General features: G+C 38.0%; 21 protein-coding genes and 1 pseudogene. 14 read left to right on the top strand and 8 right to left on the bottom strand.

Annotated elements, in window-relative coordinates; genetic code table 11:
* A partial coding sequence (locus tag XM47_RS15955; RefSeq protein WP_048694737.1) for an IS256 family transposase occupies nt 1-375 on the bottom strand: 375 nt, incomplete at its 3' end.
* Nucleotides 376-947: 572 nt separating this feature from the next.
* Here XM47_RS15955 and XM47_RS15950 point away from each other — a divergent pair.
* Complete coding sequence (locus XM47_RS15950; protein ID WP_048694734.1) at nt 948-1,907, top strand: calcium/sodium antiporter; 960 nt, start codon at nt 948-950, stop codon at nt 1,905-1,907.
* A 435-nt stretch (nt 1,908-2,342) separates the two neighbouring features.
* Here XM47_RS15950 and XM47_RS15945 read toward each other — a convergent pair whose 3' ends face one another.
* A complete protein-coding gene (locus XM47_RS15945; RefSeq protein WP_048694732.1) occupies nt 2,343-3,911 on the bottom strand; it encodes a sulfatase family protein in 1,569 nt (522 codons plus the stop codon).
* Between the two features lie 488 nt (nt 3,912-4,399).
* Between XM47_RS15945 and XM47_RS15940 the strand changes: the two genes are divergently transcribed.
* Together XM47_RS15940 and XM47_RS15935 are read left to right on the top strand one after the other, a co-directional pair.
* Complete coding sequence (locus XM47_RS15940) at nt 4,400-5,410, top strand: LacI family DNA-binding transcriptional regulator (RefSeq protein ID WP_048694730.1); 1,011 nt, start codon at nt 4,400-4,402, stop codon at nt 5,408-5,410.
* A 256-nt stretch (nt 5,411-5,666) separates the two neighbouring features.
* Entirely contained in the window at nt 5,667-7,061 is a 1,395-nt protein-coding gene (locus XM47_RS15935) for an MFS transporter (RefSeq protein ID WP_048694727.1), read from the top strand.
* 52 nt (nt 7,062-7,113) lie between these two features.
* Here the strand turns inward: XM47_RS15935 and XM47_RS15930 are convergent, their stop codons facing one another.
* A complete protein-coding gene (locus XM47_RS15930) occupies nt 7,114-8,022 on the bottom strand; it encodes a LysR family transcriptional regulator (RefSeq protein ID WP_048694724.1) in 909 nt (302 codons plus the stop codon).
* Nucleotides 8,023-8,168: 146 nt separating this feature from the next.
* Between XM47_RS15930 and XM47_RS15925 the strand changes: the two genes are divergently transcribed.
* The 7 genes from XM47_RS15925 to XM47_RS15895 all read left to right on the top strand — a co-directional run bounded on the left by XM47_RS15925 (nt 8,169) and on the right by XM47_RS15895 (nt 13,293).
* Nucleotides 8,169-8,660 carry a DoxX family protein gene (locus XM47_RS15925; protein ID WP_048694722.1) on the top strand — a complete coding sequence of 164 codons (492 nt, stop codon included), beginning with the start codon at nt 8,169-8,171 and terminating at the stop codon, nt 8,658-8,660.
* 43 nt (nt 8,661-8,703) lie between these two features.
* On the top strand, nt 8,704-9,663 hold the full coding sequence (locus tag XM47_RS15920) for a glutathione S-transferase family protein (protein ID WP_245623486.1): 960 nt from the start codon (nt 8,704-8,706) through the stop codon (nt 9,661-9,663).
* A 541-nt stretch (nt 9,664-10,204) separates the two neighbouring features.
* Nucleotides 10,205-11,335: a serine hydrolase domain-containing protein gene (locus XM47_RS15915; RefSeq protein ID WP_048694718.1), complete on the top strand. Its 1,131-nt coding sequence runs from the start codon at nt 10,205-10,207 to the stop codon at nt 11,333-11,335.
* Between the two features lie 88 nt (nt 11,336-11,423).
* Entirely contained in the window at nt 11,424-11,753 is a 330-nt protein-coding gene (locus XM47_RS15910) for a type II toxin-antitoxin system PrlF family antitoxin (protein WP_048694715.1), read from the top strand.
* A gap of 14 nt (nt 11,754-11,767) precedes the next feature.
* Entirely contained in the window at nt 11,768-12,226 is a 459-nt protein-coding gene (locus XM47_RS15905; protein ID WP_048694749.1) for a type II toxin-antitoxin system YhaV family toxin, read from the top strand.
* A gap of 35 nt (nt 12,227-12,261) precedes the next feature.
* Nucleotides 12,262-12,921 carry an RHS repeat-associated core domain-containing protein gene (locus XM47_RS19425; RefSeq protein ID WP_245623485.1) on the top strand — a complete coding sequence of 220 codons (660 nt, stop codon included), beginning with the start codon at nt 12,262-12,264 and terminating at the stop codon, nt 12,919-12,921.
* Nucleotides 12,922-12,933: 12 nt separating this feature from the next.
* Nucleotides 12,934-13,293 carry a hypothetical protein gene (locus tag XM47_RS15895; protein WP_048694710.1) on the top strand — a complete coding sequence of 120 codons (360 nt, stop codon included), beginning with the start codon at nt 12,934-12,936 and terminating at the stop codon, nt 13,291-13,293.
* Between the two features lie 235 nt (nt 13,294-13,528).
* On the opposite strand, the gene XM47_RS15890 is transcribed toward XM47_RS15895, so the two are convergent.
* Genes XM47_RS15890 through XM47_RS15880 form a run of 3 tightly spaced genes read right to left on the bottom strand, consistent with a single transcriptional unit; the run spans nt 13,529 to nt 19,807 of the window.
* On the bottom strand, nt 13,529-14,755 hold the full coding sequence (locus XM47_RS15890) for a DUF1552 domain-containing protein (RefSeq protein WP_048694708.1): 1,227 nt from the start codon (nt 14,753-14,755) through the stop codon (nt 13,529-13,531).
* Nucleotides 14,756-14,781: 26 nt separating this feature from the next.
* Nucleotides 14,782-17,994: a DUF1592 domain-containing protein gene (locus XM47_RS15885; protein ID WP_048694707.1), complete on the bottom strand. Its 3,213-nt coding sequence runs from the start codon at nt 17,992-17,994 to the stop codon at nt 14,782-14,784.
* 4 nt (nt 17,995-17,998) lie between these two features.
* Entirely contained in the window at nt 17,999-19,807 is a 1,809-nt protein-coding gene (locus tag XM47_RS15880; protein ID WP_053084592.1) for a cellulose binding domain-containing protein, read from the bottom strand.
* 658 nt (nt 19,808-20,465) lie between these two features.
* On the opposite strand from XM47_RS15880, the gene XM47_RS15875 reads away from it, so the two are divergent.
* Both XM47_RS15875 and XM47_RS15870 read left to right on the top strand, forming a co-directional pair.
* Nucleotides 20,466-20,933, top strand: a complete 468-nt coding sequence (locus XM47_RS15875; protein WP_048694704.1) for a hypothetical protein — start codon at nt 20,466-20,468, stop codon at nt 20,931-20,933.
* A gap of 119 nt (nt 20,934-21,052) precedes the next feature.
* Nucleotides 21,053-21,418, top strand: coding sequence for a hypothetical protein (locus XM47_RS15870; RefSeq protein WP_048694703.1), 366 nt, complete (start codon nt 21,053-21,055; stop codon nt 21,416-21,418).
* Between the two features lie 136 nt (nt 21,419-21,554).
* On the opposite strand, the gene XM47_RS15865 is transcribed toward XM47_RS15870, so the two are convergent.
* Nucleotides 21,555-23,591, bottom strand: coding sequence for a methyl-accepting chemotaxis protein (locus XM47_RS15865; RefSeq protein WP_078061939.1), 2,037 nt, complete (start codon nt 23,589-23,591; stop codon nt 21,555-21,557).
* A gap of 366 nt (nt 23,592-23,957) precedes the next feature.
* On the opposite strand from XM47_RS15865, the gene XM47_RS15860 reads away from it, so the two are divergent.
* Nucleotides 23,958-24,464 (top strand): GNAT family N-acetyltransferase, encoded by a 507-nt coding sequence (locus XM47_RS15860; protein WP_149865538.1) that lies wholly within the window; start codon nt 23,958-23,960, stop codon nt 24,462-24,464.
* Between the two features lie 205 nt (nt 24,465-24,669).
* Nucleotides 24,670-25,371: pseudogene (locus XM47_RS19420) on the top strand (class I SAM-dependent methyltransferase).
* A 126-nt stretch (nt 25,372-25,497) separates the two neighbouring features.
* On the opposite strand, the gene XM47_RS15850 reads toward XM47_RS19420, so the two are convergent.
* The gene (locus tag XM47_RS15850) at nt 25,498-26,022 is read right to left on the bottom strand and encodes an EF-hand domain-containing protein (protein ID WP_048694698.1); all 525 of its coding nucleotides are present in this window, start codon (nt 26,020-26,022) and stop codon (nt 25,498-25,500) included.
* Nucleotides 26,023-26,109 lie beyond the last annotated feature (87 nt).

Genomic DNA, 26,109 nt, shown 5'->3' with positions numbered 1-26,109 from the left:
TTCATATAAATCAGCGACATGCTTTCGGATATCTCGATAACTTAATCCCATTGAAAACATGGATAGAATTTTATGGTCAATTTCTTCAGATAATTTAGTTTGATTTTTCTTAATTAGTTGAGGCTCGAAGCTACCCGCTCTGTCTCTGGGCGTTTCTAATTCAAATTCACCGGTTGAGGTTTTAATCGTTTTGGATGTAGAGCCATTTTTACGATTGGGCTGGATATCATCTTCAAGATGCTGCTCTAGTTCCGCTTTCAAAGCGGCTTCGGTCAGTTGTTTGATTAATGGAGTAAGAACACCATCTTTACCAACTAGCGCTTTCCCAGATTGAAGTTGTTTTAACGCTTCATTGAAGTCAAATTCTTGAGTCATATGTCACTCCTGTTTTATCTAAATAATAGATTGAAATGACACAGATTTCTAAACACTACCTTTTAAAAATCAATATAAAACAGTTAGATACATTTAGTAACGATTAAAAACTAATAGTAACATCTTGCAGGAACAGCCTGTCACGCCGGGGGTCGCGGGTTCGAGTCCCGTCCACTCCGCCACTTATTAGCGTCCTACTAATATTCTTTAAATTACCTCAGTAATATTTATCAATTTCATCTCTTATTTAGCTTAAAATTTCTATACGAATTTCAAGAAATTAATCCTCAGCGAATAATGATTCTAAAGTTAGGTTATTTAAGTTATTTAGGTCATTGAATATGTTGCCTGCTACGCTCGGATTTGAGTTTCGCCCTTGGACTAGATAGCTTTAAATATATATCGCTTTAGAGTGGTGATGGCGTTGGTCTGTCTAGAAATATATTGTGGGCTCAACTTTGCTGTTTAATTTTACTCAATCTAAAATGGTTGAAAATTAAGGGGCATCTATTCAATAACCAAATCACTACAGGTATTATCAAATAATACTCTAGTTAAACTTGAAGGTTCAGATGTTGTACGCAAGCACGTCAATTGTTTTAGGGCTAGTTCTATTGGTTTGGAGTGCAGACCGTTTTGTTGTTGGCGCATCCTCAGTTGCAAAATGCTTCAACTTGCCTCCATTATTAATAGGTATGGTCATTGTTGGTTTTGGTACTTCAACACCTGAATTATTCGTATCTTGTATTGCTGCATTTAACGGTGATGATGAAATGGCCATAGGCAATGCACTGGGTTCTAATATTGTAAATATCTCTCTCATACTAGGAATTACAGCTCTCATAGCTCCAATTACGGTTGCTTCTAGTATTATCCGTCGTGAGTTACCTGTCTTGTTAGTAATATCCATCCTTTTGGGGATTTTAATCTGGGATATGAGATTGGATCGCTTAGATGCATTTATATTATTAGCAGGATTTTTCGGTTTATTAGCGTGGACCATAAAAATGGCCAATCAACAGACTGAAGACCCTTTGAATTCTGAGTTTAAACAAGAATTATCGACAGCATCCTCCAGCCCCAAAATTGCGGTATTTTGGACTTTAACGGGATTAATCACGTTGATAGCCAGCTCTCAGCTGCTTGTCTGGGGGGGTACAAACATGGCTGAAGAATTTGGTGTTAGTAAGCTTGTGATAGGTTTAACTATTGTAGCGATTGGTACTTCTTTACCAGAACTGGTCACTTCTGTAACAGCGGCTTTAAAGGGTGAGCATGATGTCGCTATTGGGAATGTGATTGGCTCAAATATGTTTAATTTGCTTGCGGTAGTTGGTTTATCTGGGGTTGTGAACCCAATGGTGAACTTGAATCAAACTATATTTTGGCGCGATTGGCTTAGCATGCTATTCCTAACAGTAGTACTACTTTTTATGGCAATAGGTATTAAAGGTGTTCGTAGAATAGGAAGAGTAGAAGGCGCTGTTTTAGTTAGCTGTTATGGTCTTTATACATTTCTACTTTTTACTTAGCAGACTCAATTTTACCCGTGTTATAACTTTTAAAAAAAGGAGCATAGCCAAATAGCTATGCTCCTTCCCAATAATCTAACCACAGCAATTAGTTGTATTTGTTATTTAATTTCTTGCTGCAATTCAATGTCGGCGAATCATGTGTGACAGGCATTGTTAATACCAATAAATATCAGATTTTTAACTAGACTTTATGCTTTGCAGGCGCGAAGCTTGCCGCCTGTTCGTTAGGAACAACGAAAATCTTGAAGCGTATAAGTTAAATTAACGTTAGGGTAGGGATAATTAGAAGGGTTAGACGATTATCTTGAATTAGCTATACATCATATTTTGTTGTAGGGACAAAACTACCCTTTGCGCCATCATGACATGGACACAAAGGGAATACATCAAGGTCTAAATTCTAGAGTTGGTCAATAGTCAATAAGGTATAGATTATTGACTTCTCTTATTTTGGTTTTCAATTTGTTGTATTTTACTTTCTAGTTTTGAAACTATCTCTGGATGTTTCATAGCTAAGTCTACTAACTCAGATGGATCATCTTTTAGGTTAAATAATTGAGGCTTAACAGAAATGCCACTATCAATATTCTTGTTAGATTTAACCCAGCCTGGAACTTTCTTGGCAGGACGAATGTACTTCCAGTCGCCATCTCTGAGCGATAATGTAAACGGCGTTTCTTCTATTAAAGTATCACGAGCTGGTTTACTGGCATCAAACATAGCAGTTAGATGATCAATACTATCAATTGCTTCATTAGTCTCTAGCGGATGCTTTAATAGACTCGCCATAGAAGCATAAACATCAATTTGGCTAAACAATGTGTTGCTGACACCTGATTTTACCGCTTTAGGGTAGTGAACAATAAATGGTACTCTTGAGCCGCCTTCAAATGCACTGTATTTACCGCCGTTAAAAGCTCCATTTGGTTTATGGTCGTCAATTAATGTTAGCGCTTTATCATCATAACCATCGGTTAATACTGCGCCGTTATCACTGGTGAAAATGATTATGGTGCTATCTAATAAATTAAGCTTTTTAAGATGATCAACAACTGCACCTGTTATCCAATCCATTTGAACAATCGCATCACCCCTAACGCCCATATCGGTTGCACCTTCAAATTGTTTGTTTGGTAGTCTAGGTACGTGAATATCATGAAACGAAAAGAATAAGAAAAATGGATCATTCTTATTTTGGCTGATAAAGTCATTAGCCTTATCTGTTGTTACTTGTGGAAAATCTTCATCTACCCATTCAGCCGACTTACCACCTTGCATCCAACCAATTCGGCTAATGCCATTGATAATGGTTTTACCATGTTGATCATCAGCCCCTTGTCTTAATAACTCCGGGTTTTCATAACCCGTAGGTCTTTGTCCTATTTTATGGTCATAATTAACATAAAGCGGATCATCCTTGGTTAAATTTAACACATGATGGTTTTCTAAGTATACGGTTGGAACTCTGTCGCCTGTAGCAGGTAGAAGAAAACTATAATCGAAACCTATTTCGAGTGGTCCAGGTTTAACTGCCTCGTTCCAATCTATAGGAGTGACACCATCACCTAAACCTAAATGCCACTTGCCAACAACAGCGGTTTTGTAGCCATTTTCTTTGAGCATTTTCGGTAATGTATTTTGCTCTGGTGAGATAACCATAGCAGCATCACCTTTTAAAATCTTGACACCTTTTCTGAATGCATGCTCACCGGTTAATAAAGAGTATCGAGATGGTGTACAAGTGGCTGCAGATGAATGCCCATCTGTAAATCGAATGCCATTATTTGCTAAAGCATCTACATTAGGCGTTTGAACCTTAGTTGCGCCGTAGCTACTAAGGTCACCCCAGCCTAAATCGTCGACATAAAAGATAACTAAATTAGGTTTATCTATATCAGTTTTATCACTTGAAACGTTTTTAGGTTCCTGACTACAGGACGCAATTAAGGTCAATGAAGTGATTAGTAGGCTTGCTTTTGTAATTGTTTTAAAACTTATCATAAAGAACTCTTATTTATGCTCGTAATTTATAGTTAATAGAGAGAAAACGATCCTTTTTTATCTACGCACATGAATGCTTTGAGTCAGCCAATAAAAGGCTTGATTATTAATTATTAACAATCAGTGCCACAAATAAAAAACTCTAGGTTGTTTAAAATCAATTTGATTTGTAGGTTAATTTTGAAACAGTATATCAAGTGGAGTCTCGGTTTGCTTTGTTAATTGTACACAGTTTACATTGGTTATCCAGCAAATGGATATATAACTCCTTAACTTTGATATCTAAGACTTAATTTGATATATAAATAATAAATTCTTGTGTTCATTTTATTTTGTTGACTGTATTTTTTATTAATAAATTTGTTAGTTAAAACCATGTGCATTAAGGAGGTTTATCGGTTTCCTTTTTTCTTTCGTGTGTGGCATTATTTATGTCAAATGTTAGTGTTGGGATATTTCTCAATAAAATGAGATACAAGTAGGTAGTTATGATTACCATTAAAGAAATAGCTAAAATTGCAGGTGTTTCAGCTACCACGGTTTCGAGGGTTATTAATGGCCGAGGCAAGGTGGGTGATAAGTGTCGTAAAAAAGTACAAAAGCTAATTGATGATCTTGGTTATCGACCCAATATTAATGCCAGAGCATTAGCAGGTCAAAAAGCTGACTTTTTAGGTATAGTAACCCCAAATTTTTCTAGCCCTTTCTATGGTAATTTAGCATCTGGGATCTCTGATGCTGCTATTGATGCCAAGCATAGAGTTATGATGAGTAACTCGAACAAAACCAATACAGTGTTTGACGCGGTGGAATCTTTACGAGACTTTGGCTGTGATAACATAGTTTTACACAACAAAGACTTATCCGATGACGAAATCATTAAATTAGCAGAAGAGAATCAAGGCCTTGTCTTAATTAATCGTTTTATATCGGAAATTGCGAACAGATGTGTTTGGCTGGATAATTGTTCAGCAGGACGAGCAGCTGCAGAATTCCTCTACAAAAATGGTCACAGAAAAATTGCAATCATAAATAGTGATAGAAACATCAGCGACCCATTCGACCGATTGTTTGGCATAAAGCAATATTTTTCGGCTAAGGGAATTGAAATTATCAATGACAATATTAAATATGCCGTGCCGTCGTTACAAGGTGGGATAGATAGTGCCAGAGCGCTCGCTGAAGAAGGAGCCGATTTTACGGCCGTTATAGCATACAACGACACTATGGCCGTGGGTGCGATGAACGAGTTTCAAAACTTAGGCTTCAAAGTACCAGAGCAAATATCTGTGATGGGGTTTGATGATATCTTGATAGCTTCGACCAGCCGTCCATTTTTAACCACTATGAGATATCCAATTTACGATATGGGTCAATATGCCGCCAAATTATCGATTCAGTTAACTAAAACAGAAGCTTCATCGATTAATCAATCCCATCAATTTATGTCTACGTTAGTAGAAAGACAGTCCGTTAAAAAAATGATTGAATCGTCCTAAACTTAATTTTTGAGTTTGATATTTACTAACTCGCCTTCCAGCATTTTTGTATATGTAGAAGGCGTGTTTGTGAAAATTTTCTAGCTACGCCCCCTAAATGTTATAAAATATAAGTAAATGTCAACTTTAGTTTGCTTTAGGGTATGCACCCATCTTAACTTGGTATAAACTTTAGCTAAGTAATAGGGATTACTAATTATTGAACTAAGTTAATTATGGAGAATTATATTATCTTTTTTCTCTAGCAAGAGTACTTATGGTGCATTCTCGAATCATTTCGGCAAACTTTAAGCATAAATTCATTTTAGGTTTAGGCTTTTTTGCTATATTTTTTACCTTCCAAGGGATAAGTGTACTGGCAGTCCCATACTATCAAATGACGCTAGGTATAGATCCGTTTTTACTTGGTTTAGCTATTAAACTCCCGTTGCTCATTTTTACCTTTATGTCGCCATTTGTTGGTCAAGTATCCGACAGGTGCAAAAGCCAATTTGGCCGCAGGCGACCTTTTATCTTGTTTTTTCCTTGGCTTAGCTGTTTAGCTTTTGGTGCTATCTGGATGGTACCAGCAGTATGGACACCTCAAGCTCAGCTCATTTACTTTTCATTATTTGTCAGTGCGTTTTACTTTTTTAGTATTTGGTGGACAGTGCCAATGAAGTGCTTAGCGTATGAAGCAACGACTGATTACGATGAAAGAACTAATGTGATGGGCTTTGTATCTTATTTCTTTAAATTTGGCTCTTTAATTTATCACTGGTTATTTCCAATCAGCCAATTGGCAATATTCGGTACTGTGGCTGTTGGTATCATGTTTGTAGGTTGGGGCATTGGCATTTTTGGTATTGCCTTATTAGCCATTATTCCAGCTATATTTTTAAAAGAAAACAAGCGGGTAAACACACCCAACAAACCAGATGAAATCGGTTTGTTTAAATCGATACAACAAATCCTTAAGCACAAAAATATGCGAATATTAATGGGCATTATGTGTGCTCAAATTTTCTTTGGCGTACTGTCTGCTTCAATGGATAGCTACGTTCTGGTTTATCATATGTTCGAAGGTGACATCAAGTTAGGTACAACTTGGAAAGGCGTGTTATCAACCAGTTATGCTATTTTTGGCATAATAGCCATCGCCCTTTGGACCTATTTATCGAGTAAAATAGGCAAAGTAGCTACCTTTAAAATTGTTTGCTGGTTAACTTGTTTTGGTGGTTTGGCAAAGTGGTTTATTTACAACCCAGGCAACGAATACTGGCTAATATTAGATGCTGTATTATGTACTAGTATGTGGGTGAGCATTGGCGTTTTAATTGCGTCTATGTTGGCAGATATGATAGATAAAGATGAATTGGAGCATGCGGAAAGACGCGAAGGTTTATTTGTTTCTTTAAAAGCTTGGGCAGTGAAATGTGCAGGCTCTATTGCTGTTATTCTTGCGGGGTTGTTACTTAATTTAATTGGTTTTGATGCTTTACTTGCTGGCGATCAAAGTACGCAAACTATTATTCTTATGAAAAGTATTTTATGCATAGGGACTATTTTAGGCGCGGCAATCTCTTTATTACTGATTAACCAGTATGATTTAACTAAAGAAGAACTAATCCAAATACAAAGTTTGCTTAAGCAAGGTAAAGCCGAGAGCTAAATTAAGTTAAGCTCGCACTATTGGTTATCAAACTTGCATGTAGTTTGACGAATTAGAATTGGTCCCAACTGGGTACTTCACCGTAATAACCACTAATAAAGTCGATAAAGGCTCTTAACTTAGTTGCCATTAATTTTCTATGTGGATAAACGGCATACAAGGCCATAGGCTCAGGTTCGAAATCTGTTAGAAACCGTTTTAATTTACCTTGTTTTATTGCTTCACCAACGATAAATGTGGGTTGTAGTGCATAACCTTCGCCCGCAATTGCTGCCTCCATTAAAATGTCGCCATTGTTGCATGATATGCCTGACTCTAAGTCTTTTGCTGAACGTTTCAGTGACTGCATCAATTCGTTTTGCTCTTGCATGATTGATAAATAGCTATAGTGTAAAAAGTGAGACGGAATTAGTTGTTTAGGGTGAGTGGGTATGCCATGTGTTTTTAAATAAACAGGTGAGGCGACTAATGCTAGTCTGATTGGACTAATACGCTTTGCAATTAAAGCGGAATTTTTTAAATGACCAATGCGTAAAGCTAGATCAAAACCTTCTTCAACCACATCAACTTTTCTGTCGTTGAGCTGCAGGTTAATGCCTACATCGGGATACTGTTTTTTGAAATCACGAATAAGAGGAGACAGTTGTCTAGTTGAAAAAGAAACCGGCGCATTAATTTTTAATAAGCCTTGTGCCTTATTATTTAGTTGGCCAAGTCCACCTTCCATATCATGAATACTTTCCAGTATGTGCCGGACGTGCTCAACACATTGTTCTCCAGCTTCGGTTAGCCTAACGGAGCGGGTTGTTCGGTCAAATAGTCTTACGCCTAAATAAGTTTCTAAATCAGAAACATATTTGCTAATCAATTGATTCGAGTTTTCTAATTTTTCGGCTGCACGAGTAAATCCGCCTTCTTCTGCAACGGTAATAAAAGCTCGCATTGTTTCTATTCTATCCATATAAACCGCCTAAATAATGATTACCAATATTATGTTGGTAATCATTCAATAAATACAGTCTTTATTGAATTAAAATATAAAAGTAATCTTATTACCAAGCTGAAATGAACGGCTAACAGATTAGACAATTTTAAAAGGAAACGACAATGAACAAACTAACTTTAAATAATTTATTACAATCTAACGCGGGTTTAGGTTCACTTATGTTAAGAATTCCGGTTGGCATTATTTTAGCTGCACACGGTGGTCAAAAACTATTCGCTTGGTTTGGTGGCTATGGGCTCGAAGGTACAGGGCAATGGATGACTAGCATTGGTTTAGAGCCCGGCTACTTAATGGCTTTATTGGCGGGGAGCGCAGAGTTTTTTGGTGGCTTGGCATTAATATTAGGATTGTTGACACGACCAGCTGCGGCGCTGAGCGCATTTACCATGTTAGTTGCTATATTCAGTGTACATATTAGTCACGGTTTGTTTATGAGCAATAACGGTTACGAATTTGCGCTTAGCTTATTAGCTGCAACACTAGCGCTTACAGTCCAAGGAGGCGGTCTCTTCTCACTAGATAATAAGTTAGCAGATTTACTGGGTAAAAATAAATCGCAGCATAGTTACGCTAACACTACAAAATTAGCTTAATGATTTAAATAAAGCCTCTTGATTGCAAATTAAGAGGCTATTAATGCTAGAGGATGACATTATGTTAGTGAAAGGTGAGTGGAAAAGTAAGTGGCATCCAGTTCAAGATAAAGACAGCCAAGGCCGTTTTATCCGCCAATCGAGCGCATTTACCAAGCGTATTACAGATGTCAATTTAGCAGTAGAGCAGGGTTTGAGATTATATGTTGCTTACATATGTCCATGGGCTAATCGTACCTTAATTGCTCGCTCATTACTTGGTTTAGAAGAGACTGTTGATGTTAAAGTCGTTGACCCTCAATTATCTGATTATGGCTGGCAATTTGGTTCATCACTAGGAGCAACACCTAGTGGGGTTGAGGGAGTAGAATATGCTCACCAACTTTATACCATGACGGAACCTGAATATACTGGCCGTGCAACTGTACCCGTGCTTTGGAATATTAATAAAAATAAGATAATCAATAACGAGTCGTCACATATATTACGTATTTTAAATGATGACTTACGACCCATACATGATTCAGCTATTAATTTGTATCCTACAGAGCTGCAGTTAGAGATTGATGCTTTTAATCAAAGTATTTACGACAGCCTAAACAATGGCGTTTACCGTGCTGGTTTTGCATCAAGCCAATCTGCCTATAACGAAGCTGTTATTGCGATATTTAAGCGTTTAGATGAATTAGAAGCGCATTTTGAAGTTAATGGTTACGCTGTTGGCGGCAAACTGACAGAAAGTGATATTAGATTATTCGTGACGCTAACACGTTTTGACATTGCCTATTACGGTTTGTTTAAAACCAACCTTAAATTGATTGCTGATTATCCTGCCCTTTCACATTACTTAAAACGTTTGTTACAAATAGACGCTTTCGCAAAAAACACCAGAGTAGACCATATAAAAGCGGGTTATTATTCTATTAAAGCATTGAACCCATCAAATATAATTCCACAAGGTCCTAAGTTAGATTGGTTTGAGTATTTAACTCATGGAGTGTGAGGGGATGTAATTTGATTTACAGACGATTTTTAATTTTGGCTCTGATTGACCAGGTGTTTTATGTAAGGTTCTGATGTCAAATTATTTGTTAATTTACATAATAGGCCTGAGGTAGCTCGGATAATTCGAGTATTGGTTTCTAAGGCATATTTATGGTGAAAATAGCTGCGAGCTTTTGAATATGTTTAACTAACCAAAACTTTATAAGTTAAAATTCTTTTAAGTGGTTTTATCATAGCCATGCAAATAACTACGCCTGACACAACGAGCGACACAATTATATAAGGAGTATCTGATAGCCATAAGTTAGCTATGTTTATAGCCATTCGTGGTTACTTACATAGTTCAGTTTGGGCTGGATTGTTGGTTTCTCAAATTACGGAAAGAAATAAATAGACATGAGTTGTAATTTATTTTTTAACGATGCCAGTCATGTAGTAAGTACCTCCAAAAAAACGCACGTTTCTTGTTCACTAATAAAAACATTAGCCTGTTATGCGGTCGTAAGCCATACTCATCTTTTATGGAGAAGAATTCAAAGATGAAAATGTATAAATACATAGGCTTGATTTTATTAATATTAATTCAGACTGCATCCGCTAAAGATAAATCGCCGTTTAAAGACTGGCGAGATACTGTTAACGAGTCAAATTTTTCAGGTGTTGTGTTGGTTGCTGCAGAGAAAAAGGTTTTGTTTAAAGAGGCTTTCGGGTTAGCCAATAGAGAAGAAAATATACCTTTTAGAGAAGATACAATTTTTGATATTGGCTCACTTACAAAACAATTTACAGCAGCGGCAATTTTAAAACTACAGGAATTTAATAAGCTGTCTGTCAACGACTCACTATCTAAGTTCTTTGATAATGTTCCTGATGATAAGAAAAACATTACAGTGCATCACCTATTAACTCATACTGCCGGTTTTATTGCTACTCGAGGAGGAGGAAGTTCAAATTTGTATGATGTTGTAACAAGAAAGGAGTTAATTGAAACTGCTTTCAAATCAAAATTACTCAGTCTTCCTGGAGAAGAATATAGTTACTCTAATATTGGTTATAATTTACTCGCGATAATTATCGAAAAAATCACAGCAGATAACTATGAAAATTTTTATTATGAAAATCTTTTTGAACCTGCAGGTTTAACTGAAACTGGCTATCGTCTACCTAAAAGGGCTGCAAATAGAGTTGCTATAAATTACGGTGCAGATCAAACTGCTTTTCAACGGCTATTTTCGATTGAAGCGAAAAGCCTCCCCGTGGGAAGCCCTTTTCAGCATTTAAAGCTTAAGGAAGGTCCGCGTTTTAATATGGAGGGCGCTGGTGGTATGTCATCTACAATAGAAGACTTATTCCGTTGGTATATAGCTTTGAATTCAAATTTGATACTTTCTGAAAAATCTAAAAAACAATTATTTTTACCACACAATGAATCGTTAGATAAAAACTCTAAATCACATTATGGTTATGGCTGGGATATAAAGTCTACAGATAGAGGAACATTGCATGCTCAACATAATGGCTCAAATGGATACTCTTTTGCAGATATGCATTATTTTGTTGATGAAAATATTTTTATTGTACTAGCGACAAATGACATAGACGTATATCCACAAGCTGTAATGGGTGAGCTCTTATCACTAGTGGAAATAGGTATGGCCAATCAGCGCTAAGCCAGAGGCGGATATTTTTATAGTGCAAGTTGACGTGGTAATGCAATTGCATTACCATTTATTCATAAAGTAAAGCGAGGAGGTTGTTATGTTACAAGCTGCTGTAGAAACAGAATCAACATTAACAGACAGATTTCAAACAACGGTTCCAAGTGTGGTGCGCCAGGCATTACACTTAGAAAAGAAAGATAAAATTAAATTCACGATTCAACCTGATGGAAGTGTATTGCTGTCTCGTTCGGTTGAAACTCAGGAAGATCCGATTGTTGAATCATTTTTAGCTTTCGTCGCGAGCGATATGCAAAACCATCCTGAAAAGATACAGCCACTGAGCGCGAGCATGCGAGAGCGCATTGAAATGTTAACTGCTGGTATCGAACTAGATTTAGATGCGCCATTGGCAGATGAGGACGAATAAACTTGTCTGATGGAATGATTGTACATGGGTGGACCTTGTATGCCCACCCATTGTTTATAGAGCAAGTTGAAACACTTGAGCAAAAAGTCAAAGCGCTCAAGGCAAAAGACCCAAGTGGTTACCTTAAAAAAAATAACACTAAAAGACTCGCCGCAATTAATAAGCTTGCTTACGAGATTATTCCTCAAGACCCAACTCTGCCTGAATATAGACAAGGTAAAACTCTGGGAGACGACAATAAACACTGGTTTAGAGTCAAGTTTTTTCAACAATACCGGCTATTTTTTCGTTTCCATCTTGAGTCTAAAGTGATCATTTATGCTTGGGTGAATGATGAAAATAATAAGCGAGCCTACGACAGCAAGAGTGACGCTTACAAAGTTTTTGCTAAAATGTTAAAGTCCGGTAACCCACCAGATGATTGGGATGCTCTTTTAAAAGCCGCCAGCAAAGCCAGACCTAATAAGATGTAACATTCTCATCGTGAAATGTCGATGGTGGATCTTGTTTGCAATTACTTTATATGCAGGCACGATATTATGATCCAGTCATTGGGCGGTTTTATTCGAATGATCCTGTGGGCTCTGTTGAGTTTTTAGCTAAAGGGAATATTCAAGGCTTTAATCGGTATGCATACGCCAATAATAATCCATATAAATATGTTGACCCTGATGGAAGGGCTGCTGGAACTGTCAATGAAATGAGAGAAGTTATAGGAGGGGTTTTAACCGTGGGTCCAATTGATGCTTATCAAGCCGCATTTGGTAAACATAATGACTTTGCTAGGGGGCTTGCAAGTGAACTTCTTTCTGAGCAGCCTGGAGTTGAAAATATGACAACCACTCAAAGGATGGAATTTAAAAATGGTGTAAGACATGTTGCTTGGCAAGCATCTCTAACTATAGAGGAAGGGCTTGATCAAGCTAAAACTATAGGTAACTTACATGAGTTAGGTGAAGAAAAAAGCCAAGACAGCCAAATAGATCAATTTAATAATAAAGTTGGCCAGTCAATCGGCTCATCAGTTAAAGGTGTTAGTGATATAAAAGGTAGTATACAAAATGCACTTAAAGCTGGAAATATTATCATTAGTTCAAGTGATTCGAGAGTGAATCAAAATTTACCTAAATACATTAATGATGACGATGTAAAATCGTCTGGCTATTAAGAGATGTAAATTGTGAAAAAACTTTATTTAAGTCTAATTATTTTCATATTTTCATTAATTATTTATGCGTTCTTTGTGCCTTATGAAAACTGGTCTTCCCAATCTGTCCAAGAATCCATGAAAAGAGGTGATGATATAGTCAAACATTTAGAAGAATATAAAAAGAAAAATGGTTTTTACCCAATTAATTTACAGGATCTTGGGAAAAAAATATTTAGTAATATCCCCGCCCCTATAGCGGGTGATAAAACTTGGCAATATCAGCAAGAACTTTCTGGTAAGAGTTTTAATTTAAGGGTCGGAACAAAAAACTTAGAAGATGGGCATATTTTAATGAGGGATCATAGGTATTGGATTCATGATACTCAATAATAAATTAACCAAGCTAATAAGCCATCCATGTGATAAGCGAAAGCGAATCCCAACAATATTTCTTCACGGTTGTCTAGGCAGCCGTTTTTAGTCGCCAATTCTGAGCGGAAAGCTTGCAGATTTGAAACGGAAGCGGTGCAGATTTCGTTCGGAAAGGCTGCGGATTTAGAGTGGAATATACATTTACCAATAAAAGGGCTTTTCAGCCCTTTTTGAATTTTGGATTAGTATAGGTTTAAGCGATTACACCCGGAATTTCTTTACCAAAGCCAATATCGACACCACATGCTTGAGCTGCTGTATACAGCACATCGTGATGATCATAACCAGTACCAGCGTTTGTTACTACGCCACGGTTAATTCTTGTCCCACCTCCGGCAATGGTATAAGCCACTGGGCTTGCTGAATGGGTATCAGCGTGGCCCATGTCTGTGGTTTCCAGCACTACTGTGCTGTCCAAAATACCAGCTGTTTTAAGCTTTTGGATTAAATACGCGTTATAACTCGCCATATGGCTACGCATTTCAGTGTAATACGGGTAATTTGCTTTACCACCGCTACCACCATGTATCGACTGATGATATACGCCTTGATAGCTTAGTTCTGGAATTCTGAAGTCGCATTGACTATTGCCATACGCCAAAGAAACCGAACGGGTTAATCCGCATTGTAATGCTGCAACCGCAATATCTGCTTGCATTCGAGCTTGCAGGGAGAAATTATCATGGGTTAGTGCGAATTCGGTATTGCTAGGTGCTATGCTACAACTTGTGCCACCGGATAATTCATCCAAACGACGTTGAGTGTCAGCGATAGCATCTAAATGGTCATCCATTCTTTGCACTTCATAACCTGCTAATTTACTACGAATGGCATTTGCCGCAGATACATGAGCATTCATGATTGGCGTTTTTGCGCTGCTGCCTTGGCTAGAACCAAAAACTAAATCGAACACAGTAAAAGGGTTATCCTGAAATGGTATCCGGTTTTTATTATCTTTAGTCATGTAGTTAGCACCGTTACTATGCACACCTAAGTTGATGTAACGAAATGGCATATCCGGTCCTAATGCATTACCCATAATGACGTCGTAACTGTCACTATTCCATTCTTTTGCGCAAATGATAGGCATACGACCGTGACCCGCATTGCCGTGTGACATGTTCACCAAGAAGTTACATTCGTTTTTTACCGAATTGTAGCCATGTGACATTGCCCCCATTACCATATCATCGCCGGTTCCTGTTGGATTCCATAGGTCGGCAATCGCGCCACCTGGCGTAAAAATGCTAATGGTTTTATTCGGTAACCCAGCCTCTTGGGCGTCTGCATGTCGCGAGAACAACATACCTGAAACAAGCGGGGAAGTGCGAATTAACGTACTTGATATGCCAGAGGCTGCAACCATTCTTAACAAGCTGCGACGTGACATTGCTAATTTATTTAATTGATCTTTATTCATGATAATTTCCTTTGCAGCTCAAACGGTTATTCATCTCTTGACCAAGCTTTGCGATATCTAACTGATTTTAGATAACCAAAGTTCTCTAGCATGGCTCTTGGACTTTCGTTTGCCATCTTGTCTTTTAGCGTGTCGATTTCACATAAATAACCCGCATGTTCTGTTTCCGATAAGCTTGCATCCTCTGGATTATTAGGATCAATTTCATTATGTCCTACTCCGATTGCATAACGGAACATTTGTTGTGTTAAACAAGTTTGAGATGAATCTAATCCTGCCATCAGGTTAGCTAATCCCTGAGTACCGTAAAAGCTAAAGACAGAATCAAGATCAGCGTAGCTTTCTGGTGCGTACAAAGCGCCCGAAGCGTCAATCTGGTTACCCTTGATGTCGCTGCTACGAATATTACCTACTGCATCAAAGTCTTCCATACCAAACCCAAGTGGATTTATGTACTCAGCATGACAACTGCTACAAGGACTTTCTACTGTTAACGCGTGATATTTAGCACGGTTGGTGGTTGTTGGCTGTTGCAAGAACTCAGACAACTCGGCAAGTTTTTCGTCGCGAGCAGCAAACGTACCAGCTGGTGGATCGGGTTGATCTTGACACAACATTCGACGACGAACACGCACTGAACGAATGACTGGGTGTGATTCGGCGGCTTCGGCCCAGCGCGCCATAAACGCGCCGTTAGCTAAAATACCACCACGGTTTGATGTATCAATTTTTTGCATTTCTTGCCCTGTCACACCAGCGATACCATAGTGATTTGCAAGTGTTTCATTTAAGAAAGTGTAATTAGCCGTATAGAGAGACTCAAAACGTTCATCCTGTTGCATCATGATCCAAGCGAAAGTTTTATTTAGTTCTGCTTTCATATGCGGTACTAATTCTTGATAATTTGGATATAAAGTTTCGTCTTTTGCTGCAACTTCTAAATCCGCTGTACCTAGCCAGCTGCCAATAAAGTCAGCTAAAACACCTTCAGCGCTCGAAGCTAATCTAGCTGCGTGTTGCATTATCTTGTCTTCATCTCGAAGTTCATCATTGGCGGCAGCTGCTAGCAATTCATCGTCGGGCGTGGTGCCTGTAAAGGTATAAGCTAAAAATGTCGCCATTTCGTAAGACGTTAACTCAAAGGCATCGTTGTCCAGCTCTGGATTATCAAGATTAGCTTCACCTAACTCATGACGATAAATAAACTGTGGCGAAGATAATAAACCCTCTAACGCCAACTGCATGCCTGCGGCAATATCGCCACCATTGAATGTACCTAATGCTATTGATTCATAGGTACTTTGTTCATCTGGCGTTAATGGACGTCTAAATATCTTTGGTGCGACATCAGTGATGAGCGCTGAAGCACAACTTTCATCGATAGCTGCACATGATAAGAGGTTGGAGAAACTCTGATTAGCCGACCATTGTGCAAGTTCTTCTGCCACCAACAAATAATTGTTATATGTGGTGGACAATACACTTGTGTGAGTATTGTTTGTGAAAAAGCCCACTTGGCTGTCTGGCGACAGGCCATCGGCAACGTGATAATCCACATTCAACAAATCTTCAACTGTATTTTGGTACTCACGTTGAGTCAGGATCTTGAGTTGTCTTGCCCCATAGGCAACAGGCGTAACACCGACATCACAAGTTAATGTGGTAGGCCATAAAGTTTGGATATATGCAGCAATGTCTTCTGCACATTGCTGATCACAAGATGCTGGATTGCTATATGGCATTGTCCGGGCGATAGTTTCAATCATGGCGTCGACATTTCGTTCGGTATTTAACGCAGGGAAACTGCCTAAACCGCCGCCCTCTGAACCATGACATCCGGCACAGTTGGCGTTGAATTGTTCCATTCCTCTGGCGATAGCATTGGTTTCAGTCACTGTTACTGTGACTGCTTCTGTTGGTAAAGAAGGTACACTTTGGTTAAGCGCAATGACTTTATAGTTAAATTCGCCGGTATCAGGTAAACCTTCGGACATTAAAGTTGCACTGGCTGCAAGCTCAGCCACTGTGTGCCAATCACCACCTAGGGCTTGGCGCCTAACAAGATAAGATGTTTCATTATTACTGTTGTCGCGCCAATTTAAGTGCGCTTGATTGTCCGATGGTTCATACTGCACCACTAGACTGTCTGGTGCGATAGGCGCTTCTGCTTTCTTAGTTTGAACAAAATCATTCGTATTCACAGATGTAAATTGTAAGTCGAAATAAACGGGAACTGTTTCACCAATTCCAGATAATCCTGCAACCACACGCAAAGCTTCAATACCATAAGCCATATCGAAACTATTACTGTTAACTACCAGTGGGCGTAATGTTGATACTTTAACTGTGCCAACCCCGAGTTTAGTCACTAATAAGTCTAATGAAATCGGCTGACTGACACCGTGAATAGTTAAATCACCGGTCACTGTTTGAGTCGCAATATCGCCTGTTGGCATGGCAGAGATTTGAGACGTGTCTATTTGCGTGGTGAAATAGGCAGTAGGCAAAAGCTCGGTGGCGAATAATAAATCCACGACTCGACTGTTACGAATATCAACGCCGGTTTCTATGTTATTTAAGTTAACCGCTAACACCACATTACCATCCAGATCAATACTACCCGATAATGCATGGCCGTTTACGTCATTCCCTTGAAATTCATTGACTTCTGCTGTGTGTAACTTTTTCACAGATACGTAAGTGAGTAATGAAGTGTCTCCATTTAACGACCACAAGCCTGTGTCGATTTGGTTGTCCTCGCTATTATTGCCATCATTAGCGTTATCTGAACCTGGTGATGTGCCTGTAACGCCATCGCAAATATCACCGCTTAGTGTCAGTTCAATTTCACCATTGTAACCATTTCTACTGGCGACAAAACCAAGCCCTAATCTTTCATTTGGGTTTAGGATGGAATTGGTATTTTGCTTGGTAATCGTACATCCAGTATCCGTGCAACTATATGTTGCATTCCAACCATTATTAATTGAAACGCCTTCTGGCCAAGTAAGGTTGAGTGTCCAGTCGTTTTTGGCTGTATCGTCATTTTGAATGATAATTTCCGTTTTAAATCCAGTGTTCCAATTATCTGGTATGGAAAATTCACAGCTTGCTGCATACAGGTTCTGCGATAGTAATCCGATTCCAGTCAGTAATAGAACAGGTAAACGAGCCGACTTAATATTCGCTGTATTATTTGTTTCGCGGCAAAACAAGTTTTGAAGGTTAATTAATCTCATTGTTTTACTCCTCGCCTGCTTGTACTGGTTCTTGTGTTTGGAACACTAAATTAAAGTTCACTGGCACGGCATAACTTATCGAAGTTAAATTTGCTAAGGTTCTTAAGGTTTCGATACCTGCTTCGAGGCCAAAATCTGTTGCATTTAATAAGATAGGTTGAATGTTTTGTACCAAAATACGTGATGAAGACAAACGGCTTACTTGCACTTGAGTATCGATTTGGATATCAACGCCATACAAATTTAACGTCGCACTAATCTCCATTTCTTGCGTTGTACCTGCTGGAACCGCTTTAACCGTATCGTAATCTAACGACAAACTAACTTGCGCTAGCGGATAAGTATTGATGTCAAATAAATGTTCCTTCATGCGACCATCGCGAGTTTCAACGCCGGTATCAACACTACTTAAGTCAATTGATAGCCTAGCATCACCATCGAGTGAAATATCGCCAGATAAAGTGCGGAATGTGTGAGTTTCAACCGTGTGTTCTTTTTTGGTAGAAACAAAATAAAGCGATGAGTTATTGCTATCTAATACATATGGCAGACTTATTTGTGGCTCTGATACAGAAATGGTTAACGGTTCGGTGCTTGAACTGACCGCACCATCGTTGACCGTTAAGTTAACTACATAATTACCTTGTGCTGGGTAAATGTGAGTAGGCTGCATCTCTGTTGACGAGTTACCATCGCCAAAATCCCAAAGATAAGTTAATTCATCACCGTCAATATCCGTTGATTGATTAGCATTGAAGGTGACACTTAACGGCCCTTCGCCAGAAGTCACAGAAGCGGTCGAAACTGCCCTTGGTGCATTATTTATGGTGCCGTCAAACGAACATAGTCCGCCTAACGCTGGAATTGTTGGTACTGTGTCAGGAACCGGTTTTGCAGCATTAAAACCAAAATTAATGGTTTGTCCTGCTGCTATAGTCGGGTTGTACTGTTCGTTAACGATAGTATATGGATTACTGCCTGTATGATTACCATGCCAAACGCCGGTAATTTTAGTTGAATCTTCAAACTGCATTAACACTTGCCAGCCATCGATGGTTTGATTAGCCGTATTGCTAATATCAACTCGTGCTCTAAAACCCGAGTTCCACTCTTGCTCAATGGTTAGTTGACACTGGGCTGATTCAGGCTGCGGCTCTTCAACTTCTATGGTTAGTTGTGACTCTAGTGCTTGCTCACCACTTGAGGCAATATGAGTAACTATATATATCCCAGCAGTATCAAAGGTGTGTTGTGCATTTTTCGTAACTGCGATTGATTCATCAGCAATACGCCAAAGGTACTCGACTCCATCATCGCTCGCACCTGCAACTTGCGAAGTAAAATCAACAGTTAAAGGCGCTACACCGGATAATGTTGAAGCATTAATTTCAATAGAAAAAGGGGTATCGTCGTTGTCACCACCAGTACTATCACACACACCACGTAACTCAGGCTGAGAGACAATTGATCCATTGATTTTTGTTCCGTTAAACCCAAAGGATTTGGACTCGCCGGGGTTGATCTTTGCATTCCAACTTTTGTTGGTGAAAAAATACGGATTACTGCCAGTTAAGTTAGAACTCCATGAACTGCCAATCGTTTCGTTTTGACTAAATGCTAATTCAACTTGCCAACCTTCAATCACATCATTGCTGTCGTTGGTGATGACTAGTTTACCTGTGTATCCATTTTGCCATTCATTCGCAACAGAAAACTCACATTGTGCTGCTTGCGATTGATAAGCCCACAGTGGACTTGTGATCAGCAAAAATATTTTCGATTTTTGCCAACGAGGGTAGGGACAACTGCTCATACGTATATCCTTATTTTAATGTATTCAACATAGTTAGGCACTATAGTCAGAAATTGTGCAAGAATTGTGTAAATTGACTAAAACAACAAAAATATTACAAAGCAATATAGATGTTTAATTGAATCAATTATTTAGTAGATATTTTGGGACTCGCTCTGGCGAACGGCGAAAATTTGAATCTATTAAATCTAGATTAACTCTAGATTTTTGAATGTTGTTAGATCTAATCAAATAGTAAGAACGTCACCGGTTATTTTATAAGCTTAAAAGGAACAAGTTTTATGTTGATATGGTCACTAAACTTAGAAAACGATAAAGAAAATGAGTTTGAGAAATCGGATGATTAGAAAAAAGAATGTAATAACAAAAGGCGAAACTGATAAAAAATAGCGGAAGTGGAATTTGCACATAAGGATCCTGATTTAACACCTCAAGAGTTTAATTAAATACTTAACACATATGAGCCAGCCAGAATTGAATAGGTAATAGAACAAACTAACAGGGGAGGCATTTATGGAAAACCATTAAATCAATTGGTTATGAGTTATATTATTTAAACTACTATTGTTTGTTTATGTGTTTTGATTGATACCTTAGCTTCGCTCTGTATTATAGCCTCATTATTAAAGCCTATTTTGTTTATTTGAATGGTACTGGAATGAAGAAATTATTTATCTTATCGCTAATTATGTTTGCTACAGGATGTGTGTCTACGTATAAAATGGCCGATAGTTCAAATGCCGCTCTTGTTGAAGTTCCTAGTCAGGAATTTGATTTCCAATTGCTTGGTGGAACTTCAAGTCGGTATGTCTTTATTGGTGATATTGACGAAAGTGGCTGTTTATCCAACAAGGCTAGAGTGGAGCCAGAATCGTTGAGGCAGGATGGTAAATTAGCCATAGCAACAGATAAAGAGGTTGGAATTATGGTTGCAGCTAATATTGGTAACTCTATATGTTCGATTGGTGTGGCGGTTAAACTTAAACCTAATGGTCAGTACAAAGCTAATTTCGGAATGGGATCTAAGTTGTGCGGGTTTGACTTGTATAAGCTTGAAGGAACTAAAACATCAAAGGTCGAACTGACACAGCTTTATCAAGGTTCGCTGTCAATGTGCAAAAAATAAATATGAACCTGCAGGGCAGGCACTTATAGAAAACAGTAAGCCAGAGCCATTTTAGAAAACTTATCTGGCTTTTTTATTCGTGGGTTCGATATTATGCAAAATAAGATTTGGAGAAGAATATGTCAGATTGCATTAAAACCTTTTTTGAAGCATGGCAAGTTGAGGACGCTGATCTTCGACTTACACAAATAAATAGTTGTGTTACAGAAGCAATACAGTACAACGATCCTCGCACGCCCGAAACGGTAACTGGTATTCCAGCATTGAATAACTATGTCGGTATGTTTAGCGCAAATGCACCAGGTTGGTCTGCGAAAGTTATTAAAAGTGATGCGGTCGCTGGCGTCACTCGTGTCACAGTCGCTTTCGCTGGTGTGGGGCCTGATGGGGCTGAACAAGTTCAACTGGGTCAATATTTTGTAGAAAAAGACGCAGAGCTAGTTTCCCGTATGGTCGGGTTTGTTGGTATTGGTGAGCCGAATTAAATTTACGAATCAATGCATTAATCACAAGCCGTTGGAGGCTGGCAGTTAGTCCAGGTTTTTGCCCTTCTTACCCGCACTACAACGTATTAGGCTGGATGTGCAGGTAAGTGGCATGTTTTTTAGTGGTTAATGAAAGCTAGAGTTTAAATTCATGGATAAGCTCATTTAAACGAACGCCAGTGTCACCAATTTCACGAGCTTTATTAACCGTATTTGAGGTTTGATGCGTAATATTGTCGCTATCTCCTTTTATCGTTAAGATTCGCTGATTGATTTCGTTTGATACGCTGCTTTGCTCTTCTGCTGCGGTTGCAATTTGAACGGCCATTTGAGTTACGCTATCTAGTTCGGTTTTAATGCTTTCAAACGCTTCAACGCTTTCAATAACACTTTCAACAGCATGCTCTCCTTCATTTTGCAAGTTATTCATACTTTTTGCAGCTGAAAGAGCACCCTGTTGCAAGGTTTCTATTTGCTGATGTATTTGTTCAGTTGACTCTCGAGTTCTAGAAGCAAGGGTTCTAACTTCATCAGCAACGACGGCGAAACCTCTTCCTTGTTCGCCAGCTCTTGCGGCTTCAATTGCGGCATTTAAAGCGAGAAGGTTTGTTTGCTCAGCAATACCTTGAATCACATTCAAAATACTTCCAATTTCCTCTGAATCTTGATTTAAACGCTCAATCAATGTTGCTGTATTACCAACTTCTTGAGTAAGCTGTTCCATTGCTTTTTTACTGTTTTTCGCATTTTCTGCACTTGAAATTGATAATTCAAACGTTTTTTGCACACTGTCAGAAGTCATAGTCGCCATATTAGCGACTTCTTCAATTGTGGTTGTCATTTGATTAATCGCTACAGATATACTATCAGTTGAAGATTGCTGACTGGTCAACAAATCAGATGTATCTGCCATAGATTTGCTTACAATTTGGGTAGCATCTTGAATATGACCTGTTTCATCTTGTACCCCTATCAAGGTTTTTCTAAAACTTAAAATTAAAGTGTTGAAGGCTTTGCTAAGCTCAGATAATTCATCATCGCCTTGTTCATTCAGCTTAGTCGACATATCCTTTTGCGTAGCCAGTTCAGAAAAGAGGTAAACCATACGTTTCAACGGTTGAACAATACTGTTCGCGACCAGATAAGAAAACAAGCCAATAACGACTAAAACTACGGATAAAAGAATAATCGTATTGACCACTTGAAATTGCGCTTCACTAATAAGATTTTCTTTAGTTTCAATGATTTGAGAAAGTACTTGCTCCATCATTTTATCGTAGAGTTGGACGACGCTATTGTTTATTTGATTCCAATCAACAGCTTCTTGCAAAGGTATTTTCTTATTTACATTTTGATATATATTCGTTCTAACTTGCAGCGCAATATCGTTCCATTTTTTGTAATCAGGATGATTTATCATCTCGTTAAATGACATTTTAGATTCATTAGATGCAAAGCTGTTAAATAACTCGTGTGCTCTGGTCACAGAAGTTGCACCTCGAAAAATCTCTCCAAAGATATACACGTCTATTTGCTTATTAATTGATGTGTAAGCATATGCGTTATGGAAAGAGGTTTCAGCTAGGGCTGAAACTAGGTTGAAGTATGCGTTCGACATCCGACTGAGCGTTTCATTTTGGCTAGAGATAACTGCTATCTCGTTTAAGGTTAATACTAGCTTTCTAGCTGTAAGGTTAAACTGCCACATTACATGCGTTTTTTTACCGCTTTCATCATGGGTGTGAGTTTTATTTTTAGCACCTTTTCGAACATAAACCATAGTATCTAACAAAGCTTTTACTTGTGTTATTTGATCTGATAAGACTTCAAATCGAGCCAATTTATCTGAATTTGTATTGATGAAATTGGAATAATCAGCCTGAGCTTTAAGTGCTCTTTTGTTATAAGTTTGCATTTTCTGCAGGCTATTTTGCACTTCGTTATCAAGGCTATCGATATATTGACGACTGTAATAAGATTCGTTTAACAGTGTTGAAATTAATGGATAAGTTACATTTCCGTACTCTAATACAATTTCTAACTCGTGAATTTTATCTTGCTTGGCATAAGCTTGCTCAAGCTTTTCTAACGCAAACATAAATGTAACAGCGAGAGGTACTATTGATAGGGCGATCATTCGTGTTTTTATTTTAAATTTATTTAGTATCTGCATTATCAAACCGTGATAGTAAAGAAAAGGTCATTCAATCAATATAGTACATGTTTTGATTAAAGCCGTTAGATTTCGACAAAAAAGTATAAAGGACAGTTACATATAGAAATTAAATCTAAAGTTAAATCTTATATACTCTGCATTTTTTGCTATTTAGCTCATCCATTTTCGACAGCTAGCTAAGTGAAGTTAGTGCTTATGATTACAATAACAAGTTTTTTGTAAATAAATGGAATAAATTAAGTGATAGGTGATTTTATAATAAACAAAATAAGTAGGTTGATTTTTATTTTTGTCTCTAGATTTTGTTGGCATTATGAATAAACTACTCAGCATGGTATCACCTATCTTTGTAAGGCGTAATAAATGATTCATAAAATAAATATTAGACCAGAGTGTTATCATGATGTAGCTATCATTGAAACTGTCACAATAGCGGCTTTTAAAAACCATCCTCACAGTAATCAGACTGAGCATAAAATCGTCTCTGGATTGCGTACTGGTAGTGCACTTTCTATTTCTCTAGTTGCAGAGTTTAATGGCACTGTAATTGGCCATATTGCGTTTTCTAAAGTAAAAATAAATAATGAATTTATTGACTGGTATGGGTTAGCTCCTGTTTCGGTTATACCGGAATTTCAAAACCAAGGTATTGGTTCACAGCTTATAAATGCTGGGTTAAAAGCACTTCAAGAGTTAGGTGCACTAGGATGCGTGCTCTTAGGTGAACCTGAATACTATACTCGATTTGGCTTTAAATCTGAACCGCAGTTAATACTGAATGAGGTTCCGCCAGAGTATTTCCTATCCTTAGTTATTAGTGGTGACATGCCAAGCGGAGTTGTTAGTTACCATCAGGCTTTTAGTTTATAGCTAAACTGCATTCGAATTGTTGATTTACAACAAGTGGCAGGTATGGAGAAGTTCAAATCAAAACCGAGCTGATTAAACCTTACAGATTCTGTTATATTCATAAATTAAACAGCCTGTGACTTAAAAATAATGCAAATTTCTACACGCCCTTGATACTATAGCTGCAACTCAGTGCCTTTACTCGAGTTGTTATAAATCACAAGGAATGTCAATGGACAAATTACTCGCAGATAATAGTGAAGAAATATATAGCTATGTGCTCAATAATTCGTTGAGAGAATCCGAAATTTTAAATAAATTGCGGTTAGAAACGCAAAAAGACCCAGCTGCAATCATGCAGATCCCACCAGAGCAAGGGCAGTTAATGTCATTGCTAATAAAGCTAATTTCAGCGAAAAGAGTGATTGAAATCGGTGTATATACTGGCTATAGCGCTTTATGTGTTGCACAAGCTTTACCAGATGATGGCTAAATGATCGCGTGTGATATTAACGAAGAATGGTTAAGTGTTGCTCAAAAATATTGGGCGCAAGCTGGTGTTAGTCACAAGATTGATCTAAGAGTTTGCCCTGCAGTGCAAACATTAAATTCTTTGTTGGATGATGGACAGGCGGAAACATTTGATTTCATTTTTGTTGATGCAGATAAACAAAATTATGATCAGTATTATGAGTTGTCACTTAAGTTACTTAAACCTGGTGGGCTAATGGCAATCGACAATACTTTGTTATTTGGTTCAGTTGTAAATGTGGCATTATTACCTGAAGAGTTAAAAGCGATATTGTCTGAATCAGACATAGAAATGGTTAAACAATTAAATCTCAAGATCAAAAAAGATATTAGGGTAGACATTAGCATGCTACAAGTTGCTGATGGCATTACTTTAATTCGGAAAAATGATCTTTAGCTGAATCAGTGCATGGCTTTTGAGTTTCCTCAAAAAATTCTCTGACCCTAAAATCACTAGAGTCAGAGAATTCGGCAGGGAAGGCTGCGTCTATCCCATTCCAATATTAGTCACCTGAGCTAAAGGTTATTCAGCTTTGCGGCTTTCCATTTTTGCTTTAATCGTTTGTTTAATTTCAGTTTTACTTACTAAACCATCTTGGTCAGTGTCAAAACGCTCGATGAATTTTTCATCGACTTCTGAGCTGTCAAGCATGCCATCTTTGTTAACGTCTTTACTATCAAATTTTACGTGTTTGCCTGCAAATTTACCATGCTTACCACCTTTACAATGCTTTTTTGCAAATCTGTGTTTACCTGGTTTTTTGGTTTCACCATTTTCAGCACGTTTTGCTTTTTTCTCTTCTTTTATTAATTTGAAGTCTTCTTTATCGATTTGACCATCTTGGTTTTTGTCTAATTTATCTAATGAAGTGCCCGCATTTTGGATTTCGCTCGAATCAATTACGCCGTCTTGATTAGTATCAAATAAATGATGAAGTGGGTTTTTGTGTTGTCGTTTTTTAGATTCGATATCATTAGCTGCATTTGCAAATGTGTTAGCGCCCATGGCTAGTAAAGAAACTAAGATAGCTGAGTGTAATGTTTTCATTTGAGTCACCTTTAAACTTAATTGACATATTTTGTTTTGGTTAAGTTATGGTTTGTTATCGACTTTCCCTTAACCTTGAAGCTATAT

It is taken from the genome of Catenovulum maritimum, from assembly GCF_001050375.1.
GTDB lineage: Bacteria > Pseudomonadota > Gammaproteobacteria > Enterobacterales > Alteromonadaceae > Catenovulum > Catenovulum maritimum.
This window is presented reverse-complemented; position numbering and strand designations above follow the sequence as displayed.

What these genes read in the sequence shown, in the direction of transcription:
- XM47_RS15950 (WP_048694734.1), top strand. Translation starts at nt 948, where the DNA reads ATGTTGTACGCAAGCACGTCAATTGTTTTAGGGCTAGTTCTATTGGTT.
- XM47_RS15945 (WP_048694732.1), bottom strand. Translation starts at nt 3,911, where the DNA reads ATGATAAGTTTTAAAACAATTACAAAAGCAAGCCTACTAATCACTTCA.
- XM47_RS15940 (WP_048694730.1), top strand. Translation starts at nt 4,400, where the DNA reads ATGATTACCATTAAAGAAATAGCTAAAATTGCAGGTGTTTCAGCTACC.
- XM47_RS15935 (WP_048694727.1), top strand. Translation starts at nt 5,667, where the DNA reads ATGGTGCATTCTCGAATCATTTCGGCAAACTTTAAGCATAAATTCATT.
- XM47_RS15930 (WP_048694724.1), bottom strand. Translation starts at nt 8,022, where the DNA reads ATGGATAGAATAGAAACAATGCGAGCTTTTATTACCGTTGCAGAAGAA.
- XM47_RS15925 (WP_048694722.1), top strand. Translation starts at nt 8,169, where the DNA reads ATGAACAAACTAACTTTAAATAATTTATTACAATCTAACGCGGGTTTA.
- XM47_RS15920 (WP_245623486.1), top strand. Translation starts at nt 8,704, where the DNA reads ATGCTAGAGGATGACATTATGTTAGTGAAAGGTGAGTGGAAAAGTAAG.
- XM47_RS15915 (WP_048694718.1), top strand. Translation starts at nt 10,205, where the DNA reads ATGAAAATGTATAAATACATAGGCTTGATTTTATTAATATTAATTCAG.
- XM47_RS15910 (WP_048694715.1), top strand. Translation starts at nt 11,424, where the DNA reads ATGTTACAAGCTGCTGTAGAAACAGAATCAACATTAACAGACAGATTT.
- XM47_RS15905 (WP_048694749.1), top strand. Translation starts at nt 11,768, where the DNA reads ATGATTGTACATGGGTGGACCTTGTATGCCCACCCATTGTTTATAGAG.
- XM47_RS15890 (WP_048694708.1), bottom strand. Translation starts at nt 14,755, where the DNA reads ATGAATAAAGATCAATTAAATAAATTAGCAATGTCACGTCGCAGCTTG.
- XM47_RS15885 (WP_048694707.1), bottom strand. Translation starts at nt 17,994, where the DNA reads ATGAGATTAATTAACCTTCAAAACTTGTTTTGCCGCGAAACAAATAAT.
- XM47_RS15880 (WP_053084592.1), bottom strand. Translation starts at nt 19,807, where the DNA reads ATGAGCAGTTGTCCCTACCCTCGTTGGCAAAAATCGAAAATATTTTTG.
- XM47_RS15875 (WP_048694704.1), top strand. Translation starts at nt 20,466, where the DNA reads ATGAAGAAATTATTTATCTTATCGCTAATTATGTTTGCTACAGGATGT.
- XM47_RS15870 (WP_048694703.1), top strand. Translation starts at nt 21,053, where the DNA reads ATGTCAGATTGCATTAAAACCTTTTTTGAAGCATGGCAAGTTGAGGAC.
- XM47_RS15865 (WP_078061939.1), bottom strand. Translation starts at nt 23,591, where the DNA reads ATGCAGATACTAAATAAATTTAAAATAAAAACACGAATGATCGCCCTA.
- XM47_RS15860 (WP_149865538.1), top strand. Translation starts at nt 23,958, where the DNA reads ATGATTCATAAAATAAATATTAGACCAGAGTGTTATCATGATGTAGCT.
- XM47_RS15850 (WP_048694698.1), bottom strand. Translation starts at nt 26,022, where the DNA reads ATGAAAACATTACACTCAGCTATCTTAGTTTCTTTACTAGCCATGGGC.